The following is a 22,997-nucleotide window of genomic DNA, read 5'->3' as shown; positions in this document are numbered from 1 at the left end:
CTAACTTTGTCTATTACCCACAGCTAAAACCCTATAATCGATTTGGGCAATATAAGCTGAGAACTCATCACTATTCTGATAATGAGATTTTTATTCAAGCTAATTGGTTTAGCACTACTACTTGCTGGTGTTTACTTTCTTGGTCAAAATATTTATTTCTCTACTAACGTGTATCCCTATTGGTGGCGAGGTATAGCGGCTGATGCTTCTATACTTTTTCTCACCTCTGGAATTCTCATGTTATTTGTCCTACCCCGTCAGGATAAAGCTTTAGGTTGGGTAGCACTGGGGTTAGGAATATTCCTGGTCTTTTTCAGCAGCCGCGCTATTCTCAACCCTACAAGTCTTTGGCAATTTTGCCTTTCAATGGCTTGTTTTGTTGGTGGGTATCAGTTATTGACCACAGGTCGCCTCAATATTTAGAATCTGTTGACACTAACCTCAGCCACCAGTGTGTATATTTTTCTTTCTTTGTCAATTCTCATCTCGGCCATGAACTTGTGCAGGCGGGCTAGTTGCTTCCACAGCAGTAAAAGGTTCTAGAATTTTGTAGGTGTGGCTTGCACCTTTGGGTACAGTCCAAGAACTTCCTGGTTCTAGTAAGATCATTTGCCCTTCAATGTGCAGTTCGGCGCGACCATTAATTACATAACCGACGGTTTCGTATTCGCGGCTAGTTGGTTGTTTATCATCTCCTGGTTGTTCGTCTTCCCAAAGACGCATAGAGATAGATTTGCCAGATGCTAAATATTTCTGACCGAGTTTACCTTTGGGGGAATGGTGAGAGTCTATTTTTTTGACGCTAGTGTCGCTCATATTTAATTACCTTAGGGTTTGAGTACAACTTTGATGCAGTTATCTTTTTTGTGTTTAAAAATTTCGTAGCCGTGGGGTGCTTGTTCTAGCGGGATGGTGTGGGTGATGACAAATGAGGGGTCAATTTCACCGTTTTGAATACGTTCTAGTAAGGGTTTTAAGTATTTATGGACATGGGTTTGTCCCATCTTGAAGGTTAAACCCTTATTCATCGCTGAACCCATCGGGATTTTGTCCAGGAAACCGCCATATACACCCGCCAGAGAAACATGACCACCTTTAGCCGCAGACACAATCACTTGTCGTAATGCTGTTGGTCTGTCTGTTTCTAGTCTTACAGCTTGCTTGACTTGGTCGTAGAAAGCCATTAAGTCTGTACCGTGGGCTTCCATGCCTACCGCATCAATACAAGCATCAGGGCCGCGTCCACCAGTCATCTCTTTGAGTGCTTCCCCGATATTTACCTCTTCGTAATTGAGGACTTCGGCATTACATTGTTCTTTAGCCATTTGTAGGCGTTCGGGGATGCGGTCAAAGGCGATAACTCTTTCCGCACCCAACATATATGCACTTTTGATAGCAAATTGTCCAACGGGGCCACAACCCCACACAGCCACAATATCGCCGGGTTTGATATTACAGTTCTCCGCCGCCATGTAGCCAGTGGGAAAAATATCAGTTAAAAATAATACCTGTTCATCTGGTAGATTATCAGGAATTTTAAGCAAGCCGACATCTGCAAAAGGTACACGGGCGTATTCTGCTTGACCCCCAGCATAGCCACCAAATAGGTGAGAGTAGCCAAATAGACCTGCTGGAGAATGACCCATTTGCAGTTCTACCAGCCAGGCGTTGGGGTTGGAGTTATCGCACAAAGACCATAAATCCCGTTGACAGAAGAAGCAAGAACCGCAGGAAATGGTAAAAGGAACAACGACGCGATCGCCTACTTTCACATTTTTTACAGCACTACCTAACTCGACAACTTCCCCCATGAATTCATGACCAAGGATATCGCCACTTTGCATTGTGGGAATATAGCCATTATATATATGTAAATCAGACCCACAAATAGCTGTAGAAGTAATTTTAATAATTGCGTCGCGCGGGTTAAGAATTTTTGGATCGGGTACAGTTTCTACCCTGACATCATTTGTCCCGTGCCAGCAAACTGCTTTCATATTTATTAGTCCTTGGGCATTAATTTTTTATCTCTAGATTCAGGTCATAGATCCCCGACTTTTTAAAAAATCGGGGATCTGAATACCCACAGTTTATTAATTATTAACTCCGGCTCCTAGCTTCTCTTACACGCTCCGGTTGTTGATAATAACCACCCTCATTCTGAGTATTTTGATTAACGGTTTCACCTATTTTCCGTTGTACAGATTTACCAAACTCTTTAGTAGCTCTGGGTGTATCTTCATCCAAGTTCAACTTTTCACGCACATTATCAGCCGTGTTTCTGAGGCGATTTTGGGCGTTTCTTACTTGATTATCGTTTCTAATACCTTCGCTATCGGGAGTACCTTTATAGTAAGTGCCTTCTGGTGTTTGCACCGTATTAGCTTGAGCCATCATCGCAGTACCGTAGGTAAAAGATTGACCTACGAAGAATGTTGCTGCTACTAAGAAAACAACCAAGATTTGACGAAGCAAAATATTTTGTATCCAAGAGATTACGCGATTCATAAAAATCCTCACTGAGATTATGTATATATTGTTGGTTTAATAAATGTAATTAAACATCTATCCGTAACTAGGTTTAGTAATCAGTAATTAGTAGTAGTTTCGATCTAAAACTGAGTACTAAGTGAAGAGTAAGAAGAAATTAGTAGGACTCACGTACCCAGGTTGTCTTTTGAGACTGGGTGTAAGGGTGTAAGAATTTTCAAAGTTGTCCAAACCCTTGATTTTTTCTTTTCATCCGTAAGTCATAATTAATCATTCTTCTTATCCCCACTTTTACGGTTTGAGTACAACTTTGATGCAGTTATCTTTTTTTTGCTGGAAAATGTGATAACCGAGAGGGGCTTGTTCTAGAGGTAATTGATGACTAACTACAAAAGACGGGTCGAGTTTGCCATCTAGGATGAGTTGTAATAACAAATTCATATATTTCTGTCCGTGCATTTGTCCCATCCTGAAGGTTAGACCCTTATTAAAAGCAGCACCAAAAGGTATTTTGTCTACAAACCCACCGTAGACACCCATGATTGAGAGAGTCCCGCCTTTACGACAAGCAACCATCATTTCCCGCAATACATGGGGGCGATCGCTTTCTAGCTTCAGCTTTTGCTTTGTTTGGTCGTAAAAGTCTTCTAAACCAACGCCATGCGCTTCTAACCCGACCGCATCAATACAAGCATCAGGGCCTCGTCCGCCGGTCATTTCTTTTAAAGCCTCACCTGCATTGACTTCTTCGTAATTGATGACTTCGGCTTTAGCATATTTTTTCGCCATCTCTAGACGTTCGGGAAAGCGATCTATAGCGATGACTTTTTCTGCACCCATCATATAGGCGCTAATCATGGCAAATTGACCAACAGCACCGCAACCCCAAACAGCGACAGTATCACCTGGTTGAATGTCACACATCTCTGCACCCATATAACCTGTGGGGATAGCATCAGAGATAAATAACAGCATTTCGTCTGGTAAATCTGGCGGGACTTTTACCACACCGACATCGGCGAAGGGGACGCGGATATATTCAGCTTGTGCGCCGGCGTAACCACCCAAGAGATGAGAATAACCGTAAATGGCTGAGGTGATATTACCGTAGAGTTTTTCTTCTAACCAACCATTGGGATTAGAGTTATCGCACAGCGACCACATATCATGCTCACAATAGTGGCATCTACCACAACCAATTGTAGAAGGAACAACAACGCGATCGCCTATTTTTAAATTATCAACTCTGCTCCCCACCTCAACGACTTCCCCCATAAACTCGTGACCAATAATGTCACCCTGCTGCACTGTCGGGATATAGCCGCCATAAATATGTAAATCAGAACCACAAATTGCGGTGGAAGTAATTTTAATAATCGCATCACGCGGATTGAGGATTTTCGGGTCTGGTACAGTCTCTACCCGTACCTCGTTAGCACCATACCAGCAGACTGCTTTCATAGTTATTTAGTTAGTTGTCTGTTGTCAGTTGACTGTTAAAAGTCGTCAGTCAACAGTTGTTGTTATCCTTCCACTCCCTATTTTCTTCCCGATGGTTGTCCCTCGGTGGTGGCGATTTCTCCGGCCTCCATGAGCATTTTGAAACGGCGTAGTTCGTCGCCAATTTGCTGTTCTGGTTCCTCGCCGAAAAGTTTGGCGACGACAGCAGCTAAAGCGCCTCCAGGGAGATTGTATTCTAATACCACTTTCACTTCAGTACCGCGTAGACGCGAAGCGGCTTGTCCTGGGACATCGCCTGGGGCTTTTTGGAAACGCACAAAACCGGAGTTTTCCACGTCTGCGCCTTCCGCAGAGGCCCAAGAAATAAACTCATTTTCTCGGTCTTCTAGAATGTCTGCATCCCATTCCACACTGTTACCTAAAGGTGCATTGGCTATCCAATGAGAACGTTTTTCGTTGTACACCTTCACAGACTTGAGATGCTTCATGAATGTGGGCAAATTCTCAAAGTTGTGCCAATAACGGTATAGCTCATCTGCTGGCTTATTGATTGTTACCGTCTTTTCAACTTTGATGGGTTTATTTATCCCTATCGCTTCTTGCGCTTGCTGAATTGTGCTTTGTTTCGTCGCACCTTGATAGATTAAACCGCCACCAGCTAAAGCCGTCAGCACTCCCCGCAACGAGGCTTGTCTTAAACCCAGCAACACTAACGCCCCACCGCCAATGAGAGAAGCCCAACGCTCTGTATCACTAGCTTGGCCTGGAGTATTTCCCTGTTTATCTCCTGATGTCAAAGTCACGCTATATATCTCCAATTCAATATGGGGAGTGATACCAATTCAAAATTCGTCTTGAAAAGTTTCCTACGGCGGGAAACCCCTCCGAGTTCACCATTTGCCTACAGAACTTTTCGCAAAATTCAAAATTAAAGAATCTCCTCCCCACTTTTTATTCCCTCTTTTACATCGATACAGCTGCCCCTGTTGTTGGCTTAGGTGGTTGGGCTGTAGCGTTTGTACGCGTCCGGTATAGTGAAACTAATCGCTGTTCGTATTTGACCAAATCTTTGTAAATCTCTTTGAAAATAGCGGTTGCTATGGGGTCAGTGTACATTGCACAAAGATTACCAATATCACCAATGCCTGTTTGTAAATCACCTAAAGCACTGCGTATTTGATGTATGTCATCGCTACCAGTTAAAGCGGTTTTCACTTTGGCGTATTGATTGGCGATATTTGCGCCCAGGGAGGGTTTCTCACCCAATCTAGTCAGATAAGTTTCTAGATATTCAATATGACGCTGTTTATTAGTGATCATTTCTTGGAACAGCGCTTTTGCTTGTGTGTCCGATTCCTTTTCTGTATACTTCTCCAATGCCTCTAGGGAATAACGTTCTCCACCTAAAGCAGTATTCAAACCTCTGACAATATCACCTTTAGTCGAACCGCCCCAAGCATCAGCCAGTTTCCACCACTCTGCGTTTCTATCTTTTTCATCTGGTAGGGCTGCATCTTTACCGCCATAACCTAGACGACTCAAAATAGCTGTGGTGAAAATCGCCAAATCTCCAGGTTCACGGGATGTAATCAAGTTACCATCAACAACTAGCGCCTCATCTACATAATCAGCACCAGCATTAATCATGTCTCGGCTGATAGCAATAAAACCTGTGGCTTGTTTACCTCGGAGTAAGTCGCTTTCAATTAAGACTTGTGGCCCATGACAAACCGCAGCTACCAATTTTCCTTGCTGCATCGCCTCTTGTACGAAGCGGACTGTATTGGGGTTGCGGCGCATTTTATCGGGAGCCATCCCACCAGGAATTACTACCGCATCAAATTCAGAGGCGATCGCTTCTGTCGTAGTACCATCAGCTTGGGTAGAAAGTCTGCCTCGTTTTCCCTTATATTTTTCGTTCGTCCGCGAACCGAGGACGACTACCTCAAATCCTGCTTGTTTTAGACCGTTGCAAGGAATAATGAATTCTGCATCTTCTACGGCTTGTTCAATCAGAATAGCTACTTTCTTCTTCCCAGAATTATTATGGTTGGTCATATTGTTTCCTATCTAACGATAAACTAAAAATTTGTCTTGGTGATTATGCTGGCACTTCGCCAGTGGGTGACGTGCCGAACATTTCTTCATAATCATGCGAGAAATGAGAATGTAGTTTGGCAAATTCTTCTGGTCTAATAGCATTTTGCAAAACGGCAAAAACAGCGCGGACATGAATTGCTGTTTTTGTGGGTTCTAGGTTCTCTTTTCGACTCACGCGCATGATGAAGTCTTGCAAATTAAAACTTTCATCTGGTTGCCCTTCTCTTCCCCGTAAACAGTCTGCCAATTCTTGTGGTAGTTGATTAGCTAAGGTTTGAGCTTCTTCACCAGAAATGCGTTCCTTAATAGTTTCCAAAGTGGCACAGGTAGCTCTTTGAGCCTCGTCAGGAGAATTGGATTGAGCAAGGCTTTGTACATGAGTAATAAATTCGTTGTATTCCACCTTCTACCTCCACTAATTAAAATCTATAGTCGAAAGTAAGATTCAAATAACAGTAAATATGTTTTGGATAAGTACAAAAAATAGTTATGAGTTAAAAATTATTGATCAGTTTTACTGGGCATGAAAAACTCCTAACTCATAACTAACGGATTCAACTACAAGTGGCTTAACCTTGATTTCATACTTTTTAGATTAGGTGTAAATAGCTAGCATTACTTCGTTCTCAGGAGATAGATCCCTTTATTTCTAAAGTTGTACATCTTTTGCAGTACAACTTAATGGAAATAAAAAGTTATTGTGAGAACATGGAAATGGCTAGAATTATGGCAGAAGAAACTAATAACCAAGAAATTAATACTGATGATTTGCCACAGGAAATTACCGAATCCTATGGTACTGGTGTCAAAGACCCACCAGGATACAACATTGGTATAGGGCATGAGTACACAGAGACTAGCCCAGAATTTGACCTGGGTGACGGCAATGACAATAATTATTGGGCAGATACCATAGGTGATGAGGCTATAGGCGGTACTGCTCCAACGCCTGAACAAGATATCACTGAGGAAATAGAGTCCGCCGTGGGGTTGGAAATGCCTGATCAAGCTTTTCTCCGCACCAATGAGATTTTAGAACAGCGTGATGATAGACGCTGGGAATTAGATCCCACTTCTTCTGAAGATTATGAAGATAGGGGATGAGGGATTGGGGGTGTTCAGATCCCCGACTTTTTAAAAAAGTCGGGGATCTATGACTTGTCACTGTTTCCTTTCCCACTTTCGCAAGACAATAACTAGATAGCACAAAAGTGCTGTTTGTGGGTGAATCCTGTTTAAAGAATTCACCCTTAAGTATTTAAAAATCGTGTGAACTATTCTCTGAACACGAATTTATAAGTATATACTTAGGTGGCTAATAGGTAGCTTGTTAGTAGCTACTTAATATAGCTCAGTTTTGATTTTGATTTTGCCAACAGCTCTACCAACTTTTTCCCAGGCTCTAGCTGTTTCTATGTCTTGCCAGTCAGAGCGGAGAATTTCTGCTTTTTCGTAACAAATTTGCGACATAATCTTGAGCATCTCTGACACATTCATGCTATCCAGCATGGCTTGGATGTCTTCTTTGCTGTACATATTGCCGTCTCCATCGCACGCGTCTAGTCCCATAGGTCGGAGAAAAGTTTTAGATTTTATATATATTTGGATGATACCCGCAATGTGGCTATCTTCATATATTGCAATAGAATGAGATAAATATTGCTTTCACAACAGCTAGATGTATATCTTATGATTAACTCAATTGTTTAATTAAGACAAATATCTTACTCTATTAGTAGTGATGTTTAAACTACTCCGACTAGTAGCTGGGGCGATTTATGCCTACATCATAGTTTTAATGGAGTGTAATAGCACGAAAAAATAGATGAATGCTGACTATTTTTTTAATCAGGGATTATCCGATAATTTATCGAGAGAATATCAAAGAACGGTCGTTGGTGGCACTAAGCCAACCAATCGCAGGATTGATGCGGAAACTTACTGTAAACGAGGGATTACTTTTAGCCGTGAACTGAAAGATTATCAGGGGGCGATCGCCTTTTTTAATCTAGCGGTAGAAATTAATCCTAATTATGCCCAGGCTTACTATCATCGGGCGAATGCGCGTTACTGTCTAGCAGACTTTACAGCAGCGATCGCTGATTATGATCAAGCATTACAAATAAATCCTACATTCGCAGAATATTATTATTGTCGAGGTAACGCTTACTTAGCTCAAGGTGACTACGATCAAGCAATTGCCAACTATATCAGCACCATTGAGTTTGATCCTCTGTTAGCCAGTAATATTAATGAAGATATTGCGAATGCCTATTATTACCGGGGCTTGAATAACAACGACCAAGGTAATTATCAGGAAGCAATTATAGATTTACAACAAGCGTTGCAATGGCATCCTTACTTTGCCGCAGCTTACAGCATTCGCGGGAACATTTACTATAAATTGGGAGAGTACCGACAAGCGATCGCCGACCATGAACGGGCGGTACAATTAGACCCCAACCTAGCCGAAGCTTACCAAAACAGAGGTAACGCTCACTACGCCTTAGGCGCCTATCAAAAAGCGATCGCCGATTACAACCGCACACTAGAAATTAATCCTCATCAAGTAGGAGCATATTATAATCGCGGTCTGATTAGTTTTTATCTACACGAATATCAACAAGCCTTCGCAGATTTCAACCAAGTCTTAAATTTCAACCCCAACGATGCACAAGCATATTACCAACGGGGATTAATTTATGAGGCTTGGCAAGACTATCAAAGTGCATTAGCAGACTACAACCAATCATTACAGCTAAATTCTGAATTAGCTGTAGTCTATGGTGTGCGCGCCAATATCTACCGCCATCTAGGAGACTACCCCAGCGCCTTAGCAGATGGTAATCGTTTACTAGAACTACAACCCAATTTCGCCGCCGGATATTGCGATCGCGCCACATCCCGCCGTTGCTTAGGCGATTATCGGGGAGCCATTGCTGATTACAATCAGGCATTACAAATTAATCCTAATATTGCTGAAGCATATTACGGTCGAGCCATTGCCCACGAAGCCTTACGGGACTTTATTGGCGCAATAGCAGACTATACACAATCCATTCGCATATCCCCAGATTTTGCCCCCGCTTACTGCAATCGAGGCAATGCCCGCCGTCAGTTGGGAGATACCAAGGGAGCCGTAACAGACTACAATCAAGCCCTAACAATCAATCCCCAACTTAGCGAAGCCTACTATAACCGAGGTTCGCTGCACTACGATCAACAAAATTATCGCAGTGCGATCGCCGATTATACCCAAGCCTTGGAACTACAGCCAGAATCTGCAAGATATTACAGCGATCGCGCCCATGCTCGTTACGCCTTACAAGATTATCAAGGGGCAGTTGCAGATTATACCCAATCAATCGCCATCAACCCCGGTTATGCCGAAGACTGGTACAATCGAGGCCGTAGCCATTTACTCTTGGGATACCTAGAAGAAGCACTAGCTGACTTAAATCAAGCCCTGAAGTTTCATCCTCATTGGGCTTCAGCTTACCTCCTCCGAGCCGACATTCTCCGCAATCGTGGCGACTATCAAGCAGCGATCGCTGACTTCCAAAAATCGGCTGACCTTTACTCCCAAGAGGGCAACACACAAAACTATCAACAAATTCTGGAAATCATAGCTGGATTGAAGTAGAGGCAGGGGGCAAGGGGCAGGAAGCAGGGGGAGCAGGGGGAGCAGAGGAGAATGACCAATGACAACTGACAACTAACAACAACCACAATTTCTTTAGCCAGATACACTTCGAGTTCCCGCGAATGTAGTATAGTCTGCTGTGATAGTGCCATCTGTTTAGTCGATAATTTCAGGAGTTTTGGGAATGACCGTTACAGCAGACCCCGTGACTTTGATGAAGCAAGAAGTAGGCAAAGCCGCCGCCGCCTTGGTAAAGTCCGGCTCAATTGTAGGCTTAGGTACAGGGTCAACTACAGCTTACACAATTCAATATTTAGGCGATCGCCTCAAGTCTGGTGAACTAACCGATATTGTTGGTATTCCGACCTCATTTCAGTCAGAAGTTTTGTCCAAGCAATATGGTGTTCCTCTCACAACCTTAGACGCTGTAGATCATATTGATATCGCTATTGATGGGGCTGATGAAGTTGACCCCCACAAAAACTTGATTAAAGGTGGTGGTGCAGCCCATACCCGTGAAAAAGTGGTTGATTACTTAGCCAATCAATTCATCGTCGTAGTAGATAGTGGTAAATTAGTAGACCGCTTAGGTTCGGTTTTTGCTGTACCAGTAGAAGTCATCCCAATGGCAATCACCCCCGTCACCAATGCCATTAAGCAACTAGGTGGCAAACCAGAACTGCGTATGGGTGTAAAAAAAGCCGGGCCAGTGATCACCGACCAAGGTAACTTTGTCTTAGATGTCCGATTTGACTCTATTGACGACCCAGTTAACCTCGAAAAAATATTGAATAATATTCCTGGGGTTCTAGAGAATGGTATCTTCGTCAACTGTGCAGACATAGTTTTAGTTGGTGAAGTCAAAGACGGTCAGCCACTAGTCAGACGACTATAGAACTCAGGGTGTAGGTGTTCAAATTCCCTACACTTTCCGGGATTCAAATTATCGCAGTTCCAATCCAATTTTGTAGGGTCTGTTATGCCGTAGGCTAATGTACCTGCCAGTACTGTTGGTGCGTTAGAATTTAACGTCAATAACCTACCCTACCCAGGTTTGTACCTTACCTGATAATTTGAAAGCAAGCATTTTCCCGCGAATGTGCAACACCAAAATATTAAGCCATAATAAGTAATTTCAGATTGCTGCGGGAATTATTCAAGATTATGGGTAATCTCAATAATAAATACCCACTTATTTGTTAATTTTCTGAGTTTATCTCATGATTGAAATCCTGGCAACACTTTCTGCTTCTGCGGCAGCCGGAATCAGAATAGGCGTACCTTTATTGATTATTGGATTGTTGCATGGAAGTAATTTTTGGTCACATATTCCAGTTTTATCTCATATTTCTTCGCCAGTTCTGTTAGGCTGTTTAATCACTTACTCATTAGTGGAATTGTTTGCCTCTAAAAAATTGTGGGGACAAAGAATTTTACAAGTTATTCAGTTATTATTATCTCCCCTTGCAGGAGCAATTATGGGTTTAGCAGTAGTTTCCGCAACAGCAACCCCAAATTGGCTAATTATTACTATAGGAAGTTCACTGGCTTTGGTCCTGCAACTAGTTCAAGTAGGTTGGTTTTATCGCTTGCGTGGTTTGCCACTGTGGGCGGTTTTTCTGCAAGATACTTTGTGTGTAGCTCTAGTGCTTTTTGCTTTTGATGCTCCTTGGCAAGGTGGAGTAATCGCTTTAATCTTGCTTTGGTTTGCTGTGCGTAGTGCTAAAGAATGGTACGAATGGTACCACAATAAGGCATAGGAGATTTGGGGCTGGAAAATTAGTAAATTCGGGCATCAAAGTACGGGGGTGTGAGGATGGAAAACAGTAAAGTTCTTACATTCTTAACTTTTATCCCCTTAGATAATTTAGTTCAATCTCAATAGTAAATTTTTGTGTATCAGTAATATACGAGTAATTACTGAAAAACATCTAATTAAATAATACGCAGGTGTTAAAGTTTTTGTTAAAGGCGAAAAATTACGTTTAAATACTCCTGCAAAAATGCAAAACTAGCCCTAGTCTCAAAAAGTATCTATATATCAAGTGACTATGCTTAGGTTAGTTGGCTATCAAAATTTGACGCAAATTTATGCTGGAACAAGAACTCTAGTTTATCGAGGTATTAGAGAAGAAGATCAAAAGCCAATAGTTATTAAAATGTTGCGGTATGAATATCCTAGCTTTAGTGAATTAGTACAATTCCGTAATCAATATACCATTACTAAGAATCTCCATATTTCTGGAATTATTAAAACTTATAGTCTAGAAAATTATGAAAATAGTTATGCTCTAGTAATGGAAGATTTTGGAGGAGTTTCTCTCAAAGATTGGTCAATTCAGAATAGTGAAATATCTTTAGATGAGTTTTTTCATATAGCTATTCAAATTGTCACCATCTTAGATGGACTGTATCGGAGTCGGGTGATTCACAAAGACATTAAACCCAGCAACATCCTCATTAATCCCATAACTAAAGAAATTAGATTAATTGACTTTGGAATTGCATCCCTTCTTCCCAGAGAAACCCAAACTCTGACTAGTCCCAATGTTTTGGAAGGAACCCTGGCTTACCTTTCACCAGAACAAACGGGACGCATGAACCGGGGAATTGACTATCGCAGCGATTTTTATTCTCTTGGGGTGACTTTCTTTGAACTCCTCACAGGACAGTTACCTTTTTACTGTGATGACCCCATGAAATTACTCCATTGTCATATTGCCAAACGTCCGCCACAAGTCCACGACATTAATTCTACTATTCCTTTAGCTGTGTCTAACATTGCCTTCAAGCTGATGGCTAAAAATGCTGAAGACAGATACCAAAGCGCTTTGGGGTTAAAACATGATTTGGAAACTTGCTGGAAACAATGGCAAACCCAAGGAGAAATTAGCGTTTTTGAATTGGGGAGTAGGGATATTTGCGATCGCTTCATTATCCCAGAAAAACTGTATGGTCGCCAAGCAGAAGTCCAACAATTACTCGCCGCCTTTGAGAGAGTATCCCAAGGAAATAGGGAAATGATATTAGTTGCGGGTTTCTCTGGTATCGGGAAAACCGCAATTGTTAACGAAATCCACAAACCAATTGTGAAACAAAGTGGGTATTTCATTAAGGGTAAATATGACCAATTCCAACGGAATATACCTTTATCTGCCATTGTCCAATCATTTCAGGATTTGATGGGACAATTATTGAGTGAAGCCAATACTCAAATTCAAGACTGGAAAACACAGATTTTAGCCGCATTGGGAGAACAAGGTCAGGTAATTATCGATGTTATCCCCGAACTCCAATCAATCATCGGTCAGCAACGTCAAGTTACAGAACTTGAACCTAGTGCAGCACAAAATCGCTTTAGTACACTCTTCTTGAAGTTTATTCAAGTTTTCACAACTAAGGAACATCCTCTAGTCATTTTTCTCGATGATTTACAATGGGCTGACTCCGCATCATTAAAGTTAATTCAGTTATTGATGAGCCAAATAGATAATCATTATCTACTACTGATAGGAGCCTATCGTGATAACGAAGTCTCTTCAGGACATCCACTAATCTTAACCCTACAAGATATCCAAAAACACGCAGAAAATATCGAGACTATTACTCTAAAACCTCTAAATACTTTAGATTTAAACTATCTTGTTGCTGACACTCTCAAATGCACTACAGAAGTGGCTTTACCATTAACACAATTAGTATATCAGAAAACACAAGGCAATCCTTTTTTTAGTAATCAGTTTCTGAAATATTTATATAATGAAAATTTAATTAGCTTTAATTTTGAAAAAGGTTTTTGGGAATGCAATATAGCCCAAGTTAAGACATTATCTCTAACAGATGATGTTGTTGATTTTATGTCATTACAACTGCAAAAGTTACCTGAAGTAACACAGAATGTTTTGAAATTAGCTGCTTGCATTAATAATCATTTTAATTTATCTGTCCTGGCAAATATTTATGAAAAGTCTCTTCCAGAAACAGCAGCAGCTTTATGGACGGCTTTAAGAGAGGGGTTAATAATTCCAACAAACAAGGTTTATAGATTCTTTCAAGAAGATTTATCCCTTGATGATTCTCAGAAATTAAATAATAATATTGAACCTATCACAGTTGAATATAAGTTTCTCCATGACCGTGTTCAACAAGCTGCATATACTTTAATTCCTGAAAATGACAAAAATTTTACCCACCTGAAAATTGGGCAGTTGATGTTAGTTAATAGCACCCCGGAAATCAGAGAAGAAAAGATTTTTGAAATAGTCAATCAATTTAATATTGGAGTAGATTTAATTACAGCAGCGCCAGCACGTCATGAATTAGCACAACTAAATTTACAGGCTGGAACTAAAGCTAAAAGTGCTACTGCTTACGGTGCAGCAGTGGAATATATAAATTCAGGCATAGAATTACTAACAGCTAGTTGCTGGGAAGATCAATATGAATTGACATTATCACTATATTTAGAAGCAGTGGAAGTAGCCTATCTCAGTACAGAATTTCATAGGATGGAAATCCTAGCTGAAACTGTGCTTGAAAACGCTAAAGCATTACTAGATAAAGTCAAGATATATAGCATTAAAATTCAAGCCTGTATTGCCCAAAATCAACTGTTACTAGGTATTGAAACTGCTTTGCCAGTCTTGCAAATGCTAGGTGTAAATTTACCTCCTAAACCTACACAAACAGACATTGTCAAGTCACTCCAAGCTGCAAATTCAGTACTAATGGGTAATAAAACTTCAGATTTAATTAATTTACCCAAAATGGATAATCCTGAAAAATTAGCAGCATTATCTATTCTTTCTAGTATGTTTGGTGCTGCTTATAATGGCTATCCAGCAATGTTTCCTCCATTGATTTGTGAGGAAATAATATTATCAGTTAAGTATGGTAATGCACCTGTTTCAGCCTTTGCTTACGCTAGTTATGGCGCAATTTTACTCACATTCATGGGAGATATTGATGCTGGCTACGAATTTGGCAACTTGGCTTTAAATTTGGTATCTAAGTTAGATGCTAAGGAAATAAAAGCAAAAACTTTTTGTGTAGTTAATTGTTTGATAAAACATTGGAAAAAACCTCTCAAGTCTACATTTCCACTATTTATTGAAGGGTATCATAGTGGTTGGGAAACTGGAGACTTGGAATGGTCGGCTTGGTGTGCTTTTTCCTATACTCTTTATTTATATTTATCTGGAACAGAACTATATAGCCTAGAACAAGAAATGTCTAGCTATGCTCAGGCGATCGCTCAATTTAAGCAAAAGACATCCCTCAATTATCTTAACATCTATTACCAGTCTGTTTACTGCTTGCTTGGTGATACAGAAAACCAGCTACAAATTAAGGGACATATATATGATGAAGAAGTGATGTTACCAATACATCAACAGGCAAGTGATCGCCCAGCTATTTATCATTTATATATCAACAAACTGATTCTTTGTTACTTGTTTTGTGACTATGAACAGGCAATTAAACACGCAGAAATTGCTGAACAGTATTTAGATGGTGTTCTGGGAATATATGTTGTTGTACTTTTACCATTTTATGATTCCCTGGCTCGTTTAGCATTATATCCCCATACAACAGTTGATATTCAACAGGAGATTCTGCATAAGGTTAGTGAGAATCAAGCTAAAATCAAACAATGGGCAGATTATGCCCCAATGAATCATCAGCATAAATTTTATTTGGTAGCAGCCGAGCAAAATCGTGTTCTTGGTAAATATTTAGAGGCGATGAATTATTATGATCTCGCTATTGCCGAGGCTAAAGAAAACAAATATTTACAAGAAGAAGCTTTAGCCAGTGAATTAGCAGCAAAATTTTACTGGGAATCAGGTAAAGAGAAAATAGCTCAAGTTTACTTTACTGATGCTTATTATGCTTATACACGCTGGGGAGCTATAGCTAAAGTCAAGGATTTAGAGCAACGCTATCCTCAGATGTTTGCTCTCTTATCTCGACGCTCAAATTTGATATTCAACCCCAATGATACAATTGTCAAAAATGATTCTACTTCCTCACATATTCATCAAACCCAACAAAATACTCATTATTACAGTACGACAATTTCTAATGTCTTAGATTTGTCTAGTGTCATTAAAGCTTCCCAAACCCTAGCTAGTGAAATTAAGCTGGAAAAATTACTTTCTACATTGATGGAATTGGTAATTGAAAATGCGGGAGCGAAAAAATGTGTATTAGTTTTACTCAAAAATGAAAGATTATTAATTGAAGCGATCGCTAAAATCAATCAAGTTCCCATATCAACTATTTTGGTATCAATCCCAATTGCAGAAAGTGACGAAATTCCCATCTCTTTAATTAACTATGTATCTCATACCTCTCAAACCTTAGTGATTGATGATGCGACAACTGAGGATTTGTTTATCTCAGATCCCTATATTCAACAAAAAGAACCTAAAAGTTTGTTATGTACTCCCATCATCAAGCAAGGTAAATTGATGGGCATACTATATCTAGAAAATCATTTAACCACAGGAGCATTTACTAGCGATCGCCTACAAGTTATTAACCTATTGATGGCGCAAGCTGCTATATCTCTAGAAAATGCCCAGCTTTACGGCCAACTAGCAGAATACTCTCAAAATCTAGAATTAAAAGTTGAGCAACGTACTCAGGAATTAAAAGAAAAAGCCAACCAATTAGAGTCTGCACTGCAAAAACTTTCCTCAACCCAATCGCAATTAGTTCAAGCCGAAAAAATGTCTAGTCTGGGTCAATTAGTTGCTGGTATTGCTCATGAAATTAACAACCCAGTTAGCTTTATTTACGGCAATTTGACCTATACATCCGAATACGTTAACTCCTTATTAGAGTTGATTAATTTATACCAAAAATTATATTCCCAACCCCTACCAGAAATTCAGCAAAAAATCTCAGATATGGAACTAGATTTCATTACTGAAGATTTGCCTAAAATGCTTAAATCTATGCGCTTTGGAGCGGAACGCATAGAAGAGATTGTTTCCTCTTTACGGATGTTTGCACGATTGGATGAAGCGGGAATTAAACGAGTAGATATTCACTCTGGTATTGATAGCACGTTGTTAATTTTGCAACATCGGCTCAAATTTAAACAAAATAGGCAATCCTTACCTATAGCCGTCAAACAAAACTACGGTAATATTCCACAAATTTACTGTTATGCTTCCGAGTTAAATCAAGTCTTTATCAGCATCCTCAGTAATGCCATAGACGCTTTGCAAGAAGATGTAAGTAATCAACCAGGGAGAGAGAAACAGCCGACAATTACCATTTCTACAGAGGTCAAAAATGCAGAATCAATACTAATTCGCATTGCGGATAATGGCCCTGGTATGAGCAATGCAGTACTCGGTAAAATATTTGACCCATTTTTTACAACTAAACCAGTGGGTAGCGGTACAGGTCTAGGACTATCGATCAGTTACGCGATCGTGGTAGAAAAGCATGGTGGTCAATTACTTTGCTCCTCTAGCCCAGGCATGGGTACAGAGTTCACCATCGAAATACCCATTCAGACTTTTGATACTGCAATAAGTCGAGAAACAACTAATACCAATGCAAAATTAAGAAAGTGTGAATCAGCATAGGTTTTAGAGTTTTCATCAGCATCATGTTTTTTGTTAATTGGTATGAGCAGAGGGTAATAATTACTAACTAATGACTGATGACCGAAGCATAAAAAAATACAAGTTGCTCTCTGAATGGCGCTAAATTTTGTAATTTTAAATTCCCCTAAGGCGTTGCCCAATCCATGTTAAGATACATCTCAATTATGAAAGCTGTGTTGGATTAGGTGGATTTAAACAAACATGGAAGCAGCACTATTATTAGCAAAACTGCCTGAAGCTTACCAAATCTTCGATCCTCTGGTCGATGTTCTCCCAATTATTCCTGTTTTCTTTTTATTGCTTGCTTTTGTATGGCAAGCAGCTGTCGGATTTAGGTAAGTTCAACTATCGTCAATTTCCAGGACAGGTAGTTTACCTGTCCTATTTTTTTGTAATTACTCTATGTTGATAATTCTTAATTTTTTGTAATAAATTGAGGTAGATTCAGTAATATAGGTGTAAAGCTTGACCCGCTTACAGTCAACGAGGAATTAGTCAGCTATGGGTAATATCAAATTTGTTAAAGAAGATAAAGAAGTAATTGCTGCGGATGGTGCAAATCTGCGGCTTAAGGCAATGGATAATGGCGTTGATATTTATAAGTTGTTTGGCAAACTCACAAATTGTGGTGGTGTCGGCCAATGCGGTACTTGTATTGTTGAGATAGTTGAAGGAATCGAAAATCTTTCTACTCCGACGGATGTAGAAAATCGGATGTTAAAGAAAAAGCCAGCTAATTACCGTTTGGCTTGTCAAACTTTAGTAAATGGCCCAGTAAGTGTAGTAACCAAACCTTGAAAGACAAGCAGTTGAGGAAGTAAAAAAAAAGAGCTAACACTGGCATCGTTGATGCTATTCTAAAATTGTTGACTGGAAATTAAAGAGAGGCGTTCTTGCCATGCAAGTTAATGACTTAGGGTTCGTAGCGAGCATTCTGTTCGTACTAGTACCCTCTGTGTTTTTAATAATTCTGTACATTCAAACAGCCAGCCGCGAAGGTAAAAAAGATAGTTGATTGATTTTTGTATAAAATAAGAAACCCCTGTACCTAATGGTGGAGGGGTTTTTCGTGTCGAAAGTTTAGGTGAGGAATGTAGGGGGGATAAGGGTATAAGGGGGTAGGGGTGTAAGGGAAAGACTTGAAAACTAAATCAGCATACGGGAAGGTAAATTACTTCACCACACCCCTACACCCCTAGTTAACCAGTTGTCCTCGCTAATAATACAGGACAGCTAGCATTAACTCGCACATAGTCTGACAGTGAAGCGCCGATGAGTCTGTCTATATCGACAAAATTCTTAGCCACGGATGGACGGCGATCGGGTGATCCGAGTAATAATAAATCTACGTTCAACTCGTCTGCTAGACGACAGATTTCTTCTCCTGGTTTGCCACTACTGGTAAAGCAACGAGTTTGAATACCATATCTTTGTGCTTCTGCTACGGCTGAAGCTAGAACAGGATTTTTGTCTGGGCTAATTTCCGAGACTTCTGAGGTTTTACCACGCAAATCGGTTGTCACATTAGCCAGAATTAATTGACTACCGACAATACCCCGCAACAAGAACAAAGCTAGATTTAAGCAATGTTTTGCTGCGTCAGAATTATCCATCGCTACCATTACGCGCTTAATTCTTTTGACATAAATGTCGTCTTTAACCAGCAACATTGGGCGAGAAGACAATTGAAAGACATACTGACTAACTGAGTTTGATAAAATCGATTGCAGACGCTTAAGTCCGCGTGAACCCATAATAATTAAGTCAGCGTCAATTTCATCGGCAACCTGACAAACAACATCTTTAGGATCTCCTTGGCGTAAAATCGAAGAAACCTGGCTAGGATCTAAGTTCAAAGCCTGAATTGCATTAGCCAGAATTTTGCCACCTTCTTCCCATTTATCTGTCATGGCAGAAGATGTTGCTTGAGAAGGAACTACGTGCAGGACTGTAACTTTTGCAGATTGGATTGATGGCACTTCTTTCAAAGTTTTGAGCATTTCTTCTGCGTGTCCCAATCCAGAAACAGCTAGCAAAATCTTTTCTATCATTGTTAGTTCTTGTTTTAAGGTTGCTTGGTGTTTAATTTTTCTTCTTGGTTCGGATGAAATGTTCACCACCTGGCTCAACAACTTAGTAGTTAAGTTAGCACAATGCCACTATATAGATATTAGCCATCAACACTCAAAAAATTAATTCCTTTGAAGAGACTAATGTTCCTTAAGTTTCATTGCACTTGAGTTACTTAACTTCTCATTGGGGTTGCAATCATTAAGCTTACTCTCAATATTGCCTGATAAAATTCACAATTTATGATGTTAGTTATTATTTTTAATCTATATTCAATATTTTTAATTAGAAGAACGTTAAATATTGCAAAGTTAATCCTCTTTTGATTGGCTGATATTATAGCTGATATAACCGATAAAATATGTAAAAAAAGCACCGGATTAATAGATTTATTTTATATTTCAGATAATGGAAAAGACTTATTATAATAATAAGTCTTTTTTTACTTTATTTTTGCTATTAATTAGCAAATATCAACAAAGAAATGCCCAAATATTTTACAAACTTTTATATATTTAAATGAGATTAATATATGTAATTTTGTAAAGTAGCGCTATGGGCAAAGATTTCTTTAGCAGTTAGTATCTTCCCGTGAATTATAATTGAGTAGGGAATGGGCAATGACAGCTAGCAATGGCGTTTCGCAGACGGTAGACCATCGCCCCTAGCCATTCGTTTGCATAGTCTACTAACCTAGAGCATTAACAAATTTTTAGGAATTTCTCGCCACATCCGGTTATTGTTGTCAATTTACAGAGGAAGTAATACTCTTTGCGTAATATTTCTTCATTAATCAATGCGTAAATCCCGAATCAACCTCTGATAACTCCCAAGTAAGCATAACGTTGGTGATTGCTGGAGGTAAAACAAACCCTTGTAATCATCAAGAGTTAATTTATTGATTCAGGAAGTAAAAACATGAAACTTTGCTATCGTGGTTTGAGTTACGAATCCGAACCCAATCAAGTGGAAAAATACCCAGTTTCCCACCTTCAACAATCTCATAAGTTCAAGTACCGGGGAATTGCTTATGATACTAACCCAGAGGTAGAAGTAGACCAAGTTAGTTTATCATTTGTCGCTCATAAATTAATTTACCGAGGAATTGCTTATTTTGTAAGTAGAACTCAGCCAGAAATTAGCCCAGTCGATGTGGCAGTAAAAATTCACGGGTTGGTATAATTTATATTTAAATAATCGGTGTGGCATATTTGCAAAATCATCTCAGGCAGAGGCGCAGAGAAGTATCAAGTTCTCCGCGTTCCTCGGTTTAACCCTTTGCGTCACTCTGCGTTTAAATTCCTTGCCTCACTTCTTAAGCAGCATTTGGCAGCAATCCATTATGCTTGAGCAAAGAAGTTGTACTCGGTTCCCGTCCTCGGAACGCTGCAAATACCTCCATCGGATGCTTGCTACCACCAAGAGCTAACACCGTATCCCGATAACGCCTACCTGTAGCTTTAATGGCGGCTTCATCTTCCAGCCCAGCATCTTCAAAAGCTGCGAAAGCATCAGCACTTAGTACCTCTGCCCACTTGTAACTGTAATAGCCAGCAGCATAACCACCTGCAAAGATATGTCCAAAAGCGCAGAGAAAAGCGTCTTCTGGTAGTGGTGGTAAGACAGTAGTCTTTTGGGCAACTCGATGACGCACATCGGCGGCGGTTTCCTGACCACCTGGGCGATAGCGGGAGTGTAATTCCAAATCAACGCTGCTAAAGTGGAGTTGGCGCAAGATACCGCTACCACTCATATAATTGCGGGCGGCTAGGAGTTTTTGATAATAATGTTCTGGTAGAGTTTCCCCAGTTTGGTAATGTTTAGCCAAGCTAAATAACGTGGTGCGTTCATAACACCAGTTTTCCATAAATTGACTTGGTAGTTCTACCGCATCCCACTCTACATTGTTGATGCCTGCGGCTCCAGTGTAGTTAACCTTGGTGAGCATATGATGTAGCCCATGACCAAATTCATGGAACAGGGTTTCTACTTCATAGAATGTCATCAAACTAGGTTTACCGTCCACTGGCGGAGTTTGGTTACATACCAAATAAGCCACAGGTAAACGCACAGTTGTTACACCATTTTCTGTGATGATGGCGCGATTGATGCAGGTATCCATCCATGCACCGCCACGCTTTTCGGCGGGACGACTGTAGGGGTCTAGGTAGAAATAGGCGATGGGGCTACCCGTTTCATCAGCTATTTGGAAATAACGGATATCTTTGTGCCAAACTGGGGCTTGGCCATCTGCCGGGGTAACAGTGATGCCAAACAACCGATGCACCAGTGCAAATAAGCCATCGAGGACTTGGGGTAGGGGAAAGTAAGGACGTAGTTCTTCGGCGGTGAAGGCAAATTTTTCTTCTCGTTGGCGTTCAGCCCAAAAACTAATATCCCAGTGTCGTAAGTCTGCGGCTTCTGGCGCTCCCTTGGAGGCTGCAAAGGCTTTCAAGGCTTCTAAGTCTTTAACGGCTGCATCGTAACTAGCGCTGCGTAATTCTTCTAATAGTGCTTCAACCGCTTCCACGTTGGGAGCCATTTTACTGGCTAGGCTCAACTCGGCATAATTTTGGAAACCCAATAAGTTTGCCAGTTCTTGGCGTAACTCTAAAGTCCGTTCAATGATGGGGTTGTTATCTAATTCATCAGATGAGGCGCGGGTAATATAAGTTTTGTAAAGCTTTTCGCGCAAATCACGTCTGGTGCTGTGCTGCATGAAGGGGCTATAACTGGGAATATCTAAAGTAATGCGCCAAGGGCCATTTTCTGGTGTGGCGTTTTCTGCACCAGCTGCCCGTGCTGCTTGTGCTGCTAAACTAAGTAAACTTTGGGGTAAACCGTCAACTTCCGCTTTAGTGGTGAGGGTGAGACTAAAGGCTGTAGTTGCATCGAGGACGTGGTTAGAGAACTTGGTAGCCAGTTCTGCTAATTCCATTTGAATGGCATTGAAACGTTCCCGCGCTTCTCCTTGCAAGCCCACACCGGATAGTTCAGCATCCCGAATAGCTGCTTCCACAATTCTTTGTTGGGCTGAGTCGAGCGTTTTCCAACTATCGCTGGCGCGGAGTTCTTTAAAAGCGTTGTAGATGGGTTGGCTTTGTCCCAACTTGTTGATAAATTGTACTACTTGTGGTTGTACAGCTTCATGGGCTACACGTAGTTTTGGGCTATTTTTCACACCCACTAGATGATTTACTATACCCCAACTCCAGGTCAGGCGATCGCTTAACTTTTCTAAAGGTTCGACCAAGCCATCCCAAGTAGGCTGTACATTTGCCTCTAAGGTAGTCAGTTCTTGTTCCAGTTCCGCCAATAGTTGTTGAAAGGCTGGTTGTACTTGTTCTGGTTGAATTTCCGTAAATGGAGGCAAGCCAGAACCTTTAAGTAAGGGATTATCAGTGATGGTAGTATTCGCACTCATGGTTTGATGTGAGCCGCAGATTATGGGTAACTATATTCTACTAATGTAGCGATCGCTGCTCCATTTCGCCCTGCCATAATGCCAAAATCGCCAATCTTGTAATACTAATTACAACTTTGCACCCTTAGTTATAGGACTAACAGGTAAGCATTTCATTACCATACAAATACCCACTCCTTACGCC

Annotated in this window: 20 protein-coding genes; 10 read left to right on the top strand and 10 right to left on the bottom strand. The window is 40.5% G+C overall.

Features of this window, described 5'->3' with window-relative positions:
• Positions 1-81: 81 nt before the first annotated feature.
• The gene (locus ACN222_RS04455) at positions 82-423 is read left to right on the top strand and encodes a hypothetical protein (RefSeq protein WP_010995073.1); all 342 of its coding nucleotides are present in this window, start codon (positions 82-84) and stop codon (positions 421-423) included.
• A 51-nt stretch (positions 424-474) separates the two neighbouring features.
• On the opposite strand, the gene ACN222_RS04450 is transcribed toward ACN222_RS04455, so the two are convergent.
• The 7 genes from ACN222_RS04450 to ACN222_RS04420 form a co-directional block, all read right to left on the bottom strand.
• On the bottom strand, positions 475-816 hold the full coding sequence (locus tag ACN222_RS04450) for a cupin domain-containing protein (protein ID WP_010995072.1): 342 nt from the start codon (positions 814-816) through the stop codon (positions 475-477).
• Positions 817-827: 11 nt separating this feature from the next.
• Complete coding sequence (locus ACN222_RS04445; protein ID WP_010995071.1) at positions 828-1,997, bottom strand: zinc-dependent alcohol dehydrogenase; 1,170 nt, start codon at positions 1,995-1,997, stop codon at positions 828-830.
• Positions 1,998-2,100: 103 nt separating this feature from the next.
• Positions 2,101-2,508 (bottom strand): hypothetical protein, encoded by a 408-nt coding sequence (locus ACN222_RS04440; RefSeq protein ID WP_044520764.1) that lies wholly within the window; start codon positions 2,506-2,508, stop codon positions 2,101-2,103.
• Between the two features lie 273 nt (positions 2,509-2,781).
• Positions 2,782-3,951 (bottom strand): zinc-dependent alcohol dehydrogenase, encoded by a 1,170-nt coding sequence (locus ACN222_RS04435; protein WP_010995069.1) that lies wholly within the window; start codon positions 3,949-3,951, stop codon positions 2,782-2,784.
• A gap of 77 nt (positions 3,952-4,028) precedes the next feature.
• On the bottom strand, positions 4,029-4,754 hold the full coding sequence (locus tag ACN222_RS04430; RefSeq protein WP_010995068.1) for an SRPBCC family protein: 726 nt from the start codon (positions 4,752-4,754) through the stop codon (positions 4,029-4,031).
• Between the two features lie 160 nt (positions 4,755-4,914).
• On the bottom strand, positions 4,915-6,009 hold the full coding sequence (locus ACN222_RS04425) for a DJ-1/PfpI/YhbO family deglycase/protease (RefSeq protein ID WP_010995067.1): 1,095 nt from the start codon (positions 6,007-6,009) through the stop codon (positions 4,915-4,917).
• 43 nt (positions 6,010-6,052) lie between these two features.
• Positions 6,053-6,454, bottom strand: coding sequence for a DUF2267 domain-containing protein (locus ACN222_RS04420; protein ID WP_010995066.1), 402 nt, complete (start codon positions 6,452-6,454; stop codon positions 6,053-6,055).
• A gap of 311 nt (positions 6,455-6,765) precedes the next feature.
• Here ACN222_RS04420 and ACN222_RS04415 point away from each other — a divergent pair, with 311 nt between their 5' ends.
• Positions 6,766-7,155, top strand: coding sequence for a DUF6335 family protein (locus ACN222_RS04415; protein WP_231865510.1), 390 nt, complete (start codon positions 6,766-6,768; stop codon positions 7,153-7,155).
• Positions 7,156-7,392: 237 nt separating this feature from the next.
• Here the strand turns inward: ACN222_RS04415 and ACN222_RS04410 are convergent, their stop codons facing one another.
• The gene (locus ACN222_RS04410) at positions 7,393-7,587 is read right to left on the bottom strand and encodes a hypothetical protein (protein WP_044520761.1); all 195 of its coding nucleotides are present in this window, start codon (positions 7,585-7,587) and stop codon (positions 7,393-7,395) included.
• Between the two features lie 289 nt (positions 7,588-7,876).
• Here ACN222_RS04410 and ACN222_RS04405 point away from each other — a divergent pair, with 289 nt between their 5' ends.
• The 7 genes from ACN222_RS04405 to psbM all read left to right on the top strand — a co-directional run bounded on the left by ACN222_RS04405 (position 7,877) and on the right by psbM (position 18,334).
• Positions 7,877-9,694: a tetratricopeptide repeat protein gene (locus ACN222_RS04405; protein WP_010995063.1), complete on the top strand. Its 1,818-nt coding sequence runs from the start codon at positions 7,877-7,879 to the stop codon at positions 9,692-9,694.
• A gap of 184 nt (positions 9,695-9,878) precedes the next feature.
• On the top strand, positions 9,879-10,589 hold the full coding sequence (rpiA, locus tag ACN222_RS04400) for a ribose-5-phosphate isomerase RpiA (protein WP_010995062.1): 711 nt from the start codon (positions 9,879-9,881) through the stop codon (positions 10,587-10,589).
• A gap of 325 nt (positions 10,590-10,914) precedes the next feature.
• Positions 10,915-11,454, top strand: coding sequence for a DUF4126 domain-containing protein (locus ACN222_RS04395; RefSeq protein WP_010995061.1), 540 nt, complete (start codon positions 10,915-10,917; stop codon positions 11,452-11,454).
• A gap of 291 nt (positions 11,455-11,745) precedes the next feature.
• Complete coding sequence (locus ACN222_RS04390) at positions 11,746-17,298, top strand: trifunctional serine/threonine-protein kinase/ATP-binding protein/sensor histidine kinase (RefSeq protein ID WP_010995060.1); 5,553 nt, start codon at positions 11,746-11,748, stop codon at positions 17,296-17,298.
• 222 nt (positions 17,299-17,520) lie between these two features.
• Positions 17,521-17,658 (top strand): photosystem II reaction center protein K, encoded by a 138-nt coding sequence (locus ACN222_RS04385; protein ID WP_010995059.1) that lies wholly within the window; start codon positions 17,521-17,523, stop codon positions 17,656-17,658.
• Between the two features lie 162 nt (positions 17,659-17,820).
• Entirely contained in the window at positions 17,821-18,117 is a 297-nt protein-coding gene (locus tag ACN222_RS04380) for a 2Fe-2S iron-sulfur cluster-binding protein (protein WP_010995058.1), read from the top strand.
• Between the two features lie 100 nt (positions 18,118-18,217).
• The gene (gene psbM / locus ACN222_RS04375) at positions 18,218-18,334 is read left to right on the top strand and encodes a photosystem II reaction center protein PsbM (RefSeq protein WP_010995057.1); all 117 of its coding nucleotides are present in this window, start codon (positions 18,218-18,220) and stop codon (positions 18,332-18,334) included.
• 184 nt (positions 18,335-18,518) lie between these two features.
• Here the strand turns inward: psbM and ACN222_RS04370 are convergent, their stop codons facing one another.
• Positions 18,519-19,370: a universal stress protein gene (locus tag ACN222_RS04370; RefSeq protein WP_010995056.1), complete on the bottom strand. Its 852-nt coding sequence runs from the start codon at positions 19,368-19,370 to the stop codon at positions 18,519-18,521.
• Between the two features lie 937 nt (positions 19,371-20,307).
• Between ACN222_RS04370 and ACN222_RS04365 the strand changes: the two genes are divergently transcribed.
• On the top strand, positions 20,308-20,571 hold the full coding sequence (locus tag ACN222_RS04365) for a DUF4278 domain-containing protein (protein ID WP_010995055.1): 264 nt from the start codon (positions 20,308-20,310) through the stop codon (positions 20,569-20,571).
• A gap of 133 nt (positions 20,572-20,704) precedes the next feature.
• Here ACN222_RS04365 and ACN222_RS04360 read toward each other — a convergent pair whose 3' ends face one another.
• Entirely contained in the window at positions 20,705-22,813 is a 2,109-nt protein-coding gene (locus ACN222_RS04360; RefSeq protein WP_010995054.1) for a M3 family metallopeptidase, read from the bottom strand.
• Positions 22,814-22,997: the final 184 nt, after the last annotated feature.

Origin of the sequence: Anabaena sp. FACHB-595, from assembly GCF_048568275.1 — a bacterium.
GTDB lineage: Bacteria > Cyanobacteriota > Cyanobacteriia > Cyanobacteriales > Nostocaceae > Trichormus.
Note: the sequence above shows the minus strand (reverse complement) of the source record. Positions and strands in the feature narration are given on the sequence as shown.